Genomic DNA, 5497 nt, shown 5'->3' on the forward strand with positions numbered 1-5497 from the left:
ACGGCTGCCGAGCTGTGCGGCTGGTCGGTCGGCTGGGTCTCCACCCGCTACCAGGAACACCGCGACACCCCCACCACCGCCGCCGCCGCCGTCCCGGACCTTGAGGGAGCCACCGCATGATCACCCTGATCCGCACCCGCACTCTCGACGACCTGCGAACCGACCTCGCCAACCGCGAAGCGGATGCCCGGGCCGCCCGCGCCAAGGGCGAGCAGCACGAACGGGAACGGGACCTCGCCACCGCGGCGTCGACCCGCGCCGGGGTCACGGTGGAGGAGCTGCGGGCCGCGCTCACCCGCGCAACGCAGGCTGCGGCCCGCCTTGAGGGCGAGCTGGAAGCCCTGCGGGCCCAGTCCCTGCTGGACACCGAGGACCGCCAGGCCCTGCGCACCCTGCTGCGCACCACCCGCAAGCAGAACAGCCGGGCGGAGCGGGTCTACGTCCTGTTCCACCACGGACGCCTGCACAGCGTCCACCCGACAGCGGAAGCGGCGGAGATCGCCGCAGAGGCCGAAGGGGCCCCGCGCTCCAACTGGACCACCCACACCCCGGGGGCCGCCATGCCCCCGGCCTGTGAGGTCACCTGGCGGGTTCAGCCCCTGCCCTTCGGCACCACGACGCCATGAGCGGCTTGCCCGCCTACCGGTGGCGTCTAGCCCCCGATGGTCTGGCCACCCGCCGTCAGCTCCGCGCGCTGGGGCTGCGGCCGGGTGGCCAGGACGTCGTCGCCGAACTCCACCGGCCCCGCCGCCGTCGGGCCCCGCTGGTCGCCTACCTCTACCGCGTCGACCGGGCCAAGCCCGTACGCCCCATGACTCCGGGCCGTGCCGCTGCTCTGGCTGCGGCGATGCGCGCCCGCCGTACCTGCCCCAATTGCCGCCTGGATGCCGGGTACTGCATCCCGCGGTCGCTCGGCATGTGCGTGCCCTGCCATGACACCCCGCCGCCCCGGAAGGACGCCACCGCATGATGACCGCCGCTGAGTACCGCGCCGCCGCCGAACGCCTCGTCACCAAGGACCCGTGCACCGGCCCCATCAGCCCCGACGCGTTCCGCAGGGCCGAGATCTACGCCCAGCTCGCCGTGTCCGCCTCGATCTCCGAAGCGGCCAAGACCCGCGACACCGCACCCGCCCAGCACTGATCAACCGCCCCGGACCACGGCGTGAGGCTGCCGGATCGACTCCGGCCCGGGGCACTCCCGCACCACCCACCCCGCGGAAGGAACCGCATGGACCACCTGCCCGCACCCCGACCCCCATCGGTCGTCCGCCTCCCGGACGGCACCCCCGCCTACACCGACCACCTCCCCACCGCCTACCAGCAGTCCGCGGCTGTGCCGCAGGTGGTGCACGTCCACCAGGCCCCGCCGGACCGCACCGTTCAGCGTCTCGCGCTCGGCTCCGGTGTGGGCGCCGGGGCCGTCGCCGCCGGGGTCTACTTCGGCCCCCTCCTCGTCGGCGTCCTCACCGCCATCGCCGCCAACCTCGCCCTCCTCGCCCTCGTCGCCTCCGTCTGCGCCTGGGGCGTCGTCACCGTCGTGAAGTCCATCGGCGGCAAGACCGGCCGCAAGGCCCGCTGACCCGAAGGGAGAACGCCTCATGTTCCAGGCAGGCCAAGAGGTGCGGATCGTCGCGTGTGAGGACGACCCGCGTGCGGTCGGCTGGACCGGTCGCATCGTTGACGAGGTCCCCCCGGGGCCGCTGACAGGCGGCCGGTGGACCGTCAACCGGGTCGGGCTGCTCATCGGCCCCGTCCTGTGCCACTCCCACGAACTGCGGCTCACCTGACGGCTGCCCGCGTCGCCCCAGCCACTACCGGGGCGGCAAGGGGAGCCGGACAGCCCGGCCCACCCAGGGAGGCACATCGTGCACAGCTACACCCGAGCCGAGACCCGCGAACGCAACAAGCTGTTCCGGCAGGGCTTCCGCCAGGCCCTCGCGGACTGCGTCGACCCCGACATCAGCCGGAAGATCGAGCGCATCGACCAGGCCGCCGCCGAACGCGGTGCGCAGGAACTCGCCGCGCTGCACAAGGTCCAGGCCGACGCCCGTCAGGACCTCGCCGCCGCCAAGGCCGTTGAGCGCACCGCTCCCCGCGCCGACAGGGCCGCCGCCCGCGAGGCCCGCAAGGCCGCCGAGCAGCGCGTCCGCCTCGCGGAGCGGGCCGTCCACAAGGCCGAGCGGAGCTGAGCGGGGGCGGCCGGACCCGGCCAAGGAAACCGGCCGCCCCCATCACCCCAACCCGTAGCACTGAGCAGGAGAGGCACGTTCATCATGACCGAACCCGCCATCGCAGGCCCCGGAATGGGGACCGTGCACCACCTTGACGACCACCGCCCCACCCCGCCGGCCGAACCCGTCAGTTTGGTCAAGGACGCGGCCACCGAGCCGACCAGCCCGCCTCCCAAGGTCGACCCGCAGGAGTCGCGGATCGTCCGGACCGGCCGTGCCGTGCGCAGGGTCGCCACGCACGACCGCACCCGCTCCACCGCCCGGTTCACCGTCCGGCACGGCATGTACGTGGTCGGCGGCGGCCGGATCGTGGCCCGCCGTGCGTGGGAGGGCCGCACCGCGTCCCGGTACCTGCGGATGCTGCGGGCGGCGGAAGCCGCGGGGAACACCGAACTGGCCGAGGAGTGGGAAGAGCGCCTGCACCGCTTCCGGGCCGAGCGGCACAAGCGGCGTATGGACCTGCTGACCGCACCGCAACAGGCGGTCAAGGCCGCCGGATACGGGGCGGCCGGCGGACTCGGCTTACTCCTCGCGGTCGGGATCGCGCTCGCCATCGCGACGAAGGACCCCGCCGACGTGATCACCCCGCTCATGGCGCTGGTGGATCTGATCCGGCTGCTGGTCGTCATCGTGACCGTCGTGTGGGGCCCGCTCCTCGCGGTGGGCCCGTGGCTCGCCCTCGCCGCCGTGTGGGCGGTGGGGCGTCACCAGCAGGCCGCCCCCGCGTGGGCGATGCCCGCCGCCGACACCGGGGGCCGGGACGTGGTCCCGGATGAGGGGGCCATCCTGGACGCGCTGCGGCACCTGGGCATCCCGAAGCTCAACGCCGCGTTCAAGGACGGGTGGCAGCCCCGATGGGTGGCCCCGACGACCCGCCTGGGCAACGGGTGGCACTCCCGGCTCCAACTCCCCATGGGCGTCACCGTCGAGATGGTCACCGACAAGAAGACCGTCCTGGCCCACAACCTGATGCGCAAACCGGTCGAGGTCTGGCCCACCGAAGCAGAAGCCAGCGTCCTCGATCTGTGGGTGGCCGACCAAGGTTCCCTGTCCGGGAAGGTGCCGGACTGGCCGCTGCTGACCGGTGGGGAGGCGGACTACTTCAAGGGGGTGCCCGTCGGGGTGTCCCAGCGCGGTGACCAGGTGTTCGGCAAGCTCATGGCCGCCAACTACATGGTCGGCGGGATCATGGGATCGGGGAAGTCGTCCCTGGTCGTGGCCCTGCTACTGGGGGCGATGCTCGATCCGCTGGTCGACATCGAGGCGTACGTCATGGCCTACAACGTCGACTACGACCCGATGCGCGAACGCCTCCGGACCCTGGTCAAGGGCGATGACGACGAACAGATCGAGGCCGCCGTCAAAGCCCTGCGGAACCTCCGCAACGAGGTCACCGAGCGGGGCAAGCTCCTGGAACAGCTCGGTGGCGACGAGGTCCGCCTGACCCGCGCCCTGGCCCAGCGTGACCCCAGGATGCGGCCGAAGGTCGTGGTGTTCGACGAGTGCCACGAGCTGTTCATGCACAAGAAGTACGGCCCTGAGGCCGCCGAACTCGCGGTCAAGGTCATGAAGAAGGCCCGCAAGGTCGGCATCACCCTCATCTTCGTCACCGTGTCCCCCACGGCGGACAGCATCCCGAAGGACGTCACCCGCAACACCTCCCACCGGGTCGCGTTCGCCGTGGGCGACCACGTCGCCAACGACGGACTCCTCGGGACCGGCAAGCACAAGGCCGGGATCACCGCCACCAACCTCAACCCGGCCGAGAACGTCGGCACCGCCCTCACCGTCGGCTTCACCAAGAACCCGTTCGAGCTGGTCCGCGCCCACTACGTCCGCAAGGACTCCACCACCGACCAGATCACCCCCGTCGTCAAACGCGCCCTCGCCCTACGCGAAGGCATGACGACCGCCCCGGACGCGCCGGCCGATGAGCCCGCCGACCACCTGACCGACTTCCTCACCGTGCTGGGCGACCAGAAGCGGATGCGCACGGACGAGGTCCGCCAGCGCCTCGCCGCCCACAACCCGGGCGAGTACCACGGGTGGACCGCCAGCGACCTCGCCAACGCCCTGGACGCGGTCGGGGCACCGGCCTACAAGTCCGGCGGGGTCATGGTCATCAGCCGCGCCCGGCTCCTCGAAGCATCCGAGGACCGCACCGACACCACCCCCGACAGTCACACCGCGTGAAGGGAGGCGGGCAGGGAGGCAGGGAGAACTCCCTACCCGCCTCCCTTACCCCGCCTCCCCAACCTGACCAGCCGTAACACCCCGTTAGGGAGGCAGGGAGGCGGCCCCCCGCCGACCAGCGAGAACCCCGAAAACTTTGGTTCCAGCACCCCTCACCGCCTCCCTCCCTGTCACACACAGCAACAGATGCCGACTACTGCGACTGCTGAGAGGACACCCGATGCGACTGCGCATCCAGCTCACCGGCTGGGACCGCCGGACCCTGATCCTGACCGACACCCCCCGCCCCGACTGCCCCCGCTGTGACGGCGACGGCGGGTTCGCCTACGACTACGGCGACCACGAAGGGGAGTACGCCGGCACCGAGTGGGACCCCTGCACCTGCTGGAACGAAGCCCGCCGCTGGACCCTGCTCCGACTCCCGCGCATCCCCCGCCGCCGGGCCGACCGCGACCCGTGGAGCAGCGAACCACCCTTCTGACCGCAACGACCACCCCCGGCACGACGAAAGCGGCCCCCGTCCGACCAAAGATCTGGGGCCGCTCTCGTCTGCCAGAACCTCTCAGAACTGGAGACACCCATCATGACTCACCCCACCCCGGTGCGGGAGGCCGCACGCCTCGTCGTGATCGAGGCCGCCCGCGCCTACGTCGCCAACATCGGCCCCATCGACCTCACCAACCCGGGCGTCCTGGTCGGTCACCTCATGGCCGCCGAGACCCTCCTCATGGAGATCGTCGCCGCACACGACGAGCCCACCGGAGCCGCGGCATGAACGCCCACCTCCTGAACGTCGCCCTGGATGCGGCCGAGCGTGGATGGCACGTCTTTCCGCTCCGCCCCCGCGACAAGCGACCCGCCCTCCACGGTGAGACCGCCTGCCCCGGCACTGGCGACTGCGCGGCCGGTCACCGAAAGTGGGAGCAGCGGGCCGCCACCGACCCCGACCGCATCCGCAAGGCGTGGTCGGCGGGGGCGTTCAACGTCGGGATCGCCACCGGGCCCAGTGGGCTGGTCGTGGTGGACCTGGACCCGGTCAAGGCGAAGGACCCGAAAGGAACGCCTGACGGC

General features: G+C 71.9%; 10 protein-coding genes and 1 pseudogene. All 11 read left to right on the forward strand.

The annotated features are described in order from the left end of the window. Nucleotides 1–120 (forward strand): annotated as a pseudogene (locus V9U70_RS10320) (DUF2637 domain-containing protein); the annotation flags it as partial. Continuing rightward, nucleotides 117–626, forward strand: a complete 510-nt coding sequence (locus tag V9U70_RS10325) for a hypothetical protein (RefSeq protein ID WP_336674208.1) — start codon at nucleotides 117–119, stop codon at nucleotides 624–626. The pseudogene V9U70_RS10320 and the gene V9U70_RS10325, both read left to right, overlap by 4 nt. Next, nucleotides 623–970, forward strand: a complete 348-nt coding sequence (locus V9U70_RS10330) for an RRQRL motif-containing zinc-binding protein (protein ID WP_336674209.1) — start codon at nucleotides 623–625, stop codon at nucleotides 968–970. Before V9U70_RS10325 ends, V9U70_RS10330 begins: the two co-directional genes overlap by 4 nt. Continuing rightward, nucleotides 967–1143: a hypothetical protein gene (locus V9U70_RS10335; protein ID WP_336674210.1), complete on the forward strand. Its 177-nt coding sequence runs from the start codon at nucleotides 967–969 to the stop codon at nucleotides 1141–1143. Before V9U70_RS10330 ends, V9U70_RS10335 begins: the two co-directional genes overlap by 4 nt. Before the next feature lie 87 nt (nucleotides 1144–1230). Beyond that, nucleotides 1231–1581 carry a DUF6251 family protein gene (locus V9U70_RS10340; protein WP_336674211.1) on the forward strand — a complete coding sequence of 117 codons (351 nt, stop codon included), beginning with the start codon at nucleotides 1231–1233 and terminating at the stop codon, nucleotides 1579–1581. A 19-nt stretch (nucleotides 1582–1600) separates the two neighbouring features. After that, nucleotides 1601–1789, forward strand: a complete 189-nt coding sequence (locus V9U70_RS10345; RefSeq protein WP_336674212.1) for a hypothetical protein — start codon at nucleotides 1601–1603, stop codon at nucleotides 1787–1789. 78 nt (nucleotides 1790–1867) lie between these two features. Continuing rightward, complete coding sequence (locus tag V9U70_RS10350; protein ID WP_336674213.1) at nucleotides 1868–2191, forward strand: hypothetical protein; 324 nt, start codon at nucleotides 1868–1870, stop codon at nucleotides 2189–2191. Between the two features lie 84 nt (nucleotides 2192–2275). After that, entirely contained in the window at nucleotides 2276–4426 is a 2151-nt protein-coding gene (locus tag V9U70_RS10355) for an FtsK/SpoIIIE domain-containing protein (protein WP_336674214.1), read from the forward strand. A 220-nt stretch (nucleotides 4427–4646) separates the two neighbouring features. After that, nucleotides 4647–4907, forward strand: coding sequence for a hypothetical protein (locus tag V9U70_RS10360; RefSeq protein ID WP_336674215.1), 261 nt, complete (start codon nucleotides 4647–4649; stop codon nucleotides 4905–4907). Between the two features lie 102 nt (nucleotides 4908–5009). Further along, nucleotides 5010–5201: a hypothetical protein gene (locus tag V9U70_RS10365; protein WP_336674216.1), complete on the forward strand. Its 192-nt coding sequence runs from the start codon at nucleotides 5010–5012 to the stop codon at nucleotides 5199–5201. Beyond that, nucleotides 5198–5497, forward strand: a 300-nt coding sequence (locus tag V9U70_RS10370) for a bifunctional DNA primase/polymerase (RefSeq protein ID WP_336674217.1), incomplete at its 3' end; no start/stop codon positions are given. The genes V9U70_RS10365 and V9U70_RS10370, both read left to right, overlap by 4 nt.

It is taken from the genome of Streptomyces pratensis (assembly GCF_037137275.1).
Taxonomy (GTDB): Bacteria; Actinomycetota; Actinomycetes; order Streptomycetales; family Streptomycetaceae; genus Streptomyces; species Streptomyces pratensis_B.

Coding starts and splice junctions, on each gene's coding strand:
- V9U70_RS10335 (WP_336674210.1), top strand. CDS start 967: ATGATGACCGCCGCTGAGTACCGCGCCGCCGCCGAACGCCTCGTCACC.
- V9U70_RS10325 (WP_336674208.1), top strand. CDS start 117: ATGATCACCCTGATCCGCACCCGCACTCTCGACGACCTGCGAACCGAC.
- V9U70_RS10355 (WP_336674214.1), top strand. CDS start 2,276: ATGACCGAACCCGCCATCGCAGGCCCCGGAATGGGGACCGTGCACCAC.
- V9U70_RS10340 (WP_336674211.1), top strand. CDS start 1,231: ATGGACCACCTGCCCGCACCCCGACCCCCATCGGTCGTCCGCCTCCCG.
- V9U70_RS10345 (WP_336674212.1), top strand. CDS start 1,601: ATGTTCCAGGCAGGCCAAGAGGTGCGGATCGTCGCGTGTGAGGACGAC.
- V9U70_RS10365 (WP_336674216.1), top strand. CDS start 5,010: ATGACTCACCCCACCCCGGTGCGGGAGGCCGCACGCCTCGTCGTGATC.
- V9U70_RS10360 (WP_336674215.1), top strand. CDS start 4,647: ATGCGACTGCGCATCCAGCTCACCGGCTGGGACCGCCGGACCCTGATC.
- V9U70_RS10330 (WP_336674209.1), top strand. CDS start 623: ATGAGCGGCTTGCCCGCCTACCGGTGGCGTCTAGCCCCCGATGGTCTG.